1 protein-coding gene is annotated in these 563 nt (G+C 54.7%); it reads right to left on the bottom strand.

Features of this window, described 5'->3' with window-relative positions; genetic code table 11:
• On the bottom strand, nucleotides 1–408 hold a 408-nt coding region (locus AC0L3J_RS37320; protein ID WP_473350421.1), incomplete at its 3' end, for a phage baseplate assembly protein V.
• Between the last annotated feature and the right edge of the window lie 155 nt (nucleotides 409–563).

Raw genomic sequence — 563 nt, 5'->3', positions numbered from 1 at the left:
GATGATGGCATCCGGGGCAGTAATATTGCTGTCGAACTGGCTTTTACCTTTAACGCCCAGACCTTTCTGGATCTCAACGTCGCCGGTAAACGTGGTTCTGGGTGTGTCAACGGTCATACTTTCATCAGCGTAAACCTCAACCGTTTTACAGGTAATGATGCAGCGTCCGTCCTTTGTCAGCCTGATACGATGCCCCTCGTGGTGGTAAATGCCTGCATCACCCGGTTCAAGATTTGTCGGGCGGTAGCGGCGGTCTTCCACCACAACAGCAATCCCCTGATCACGTTGTGCGCCTACACAGGCAATCAGCGCCTCTGCGCCCGGCAGGGGAACGCTGAAATGCCCGTAATTTTGCAGGCGCTCCACTTCATCGGATTCCTCATCATCCAGCAGACCGATGATCATCATTGCTGACAGCAAGATTACGGCGAAGGATGCACAGGCCCGCGCCCTGCGTGAGCAACGCCGCAGACTGGCAAAATCCATCACCTTTGAGGCAGAAATTGACGGATGGACTCGCAAGGACGGGCAACTCTGGATGCCGAACCTGCTGGTCACTATTG

The sequence above is a fragment of the Bradyrhizobium sp. Kon37 genome (assembly GCF_055807535.1).
Note: the sequence above shows the minus strand (reverse complement) of the source record. Positions and strands in the feature narration are given on the sequence as shown.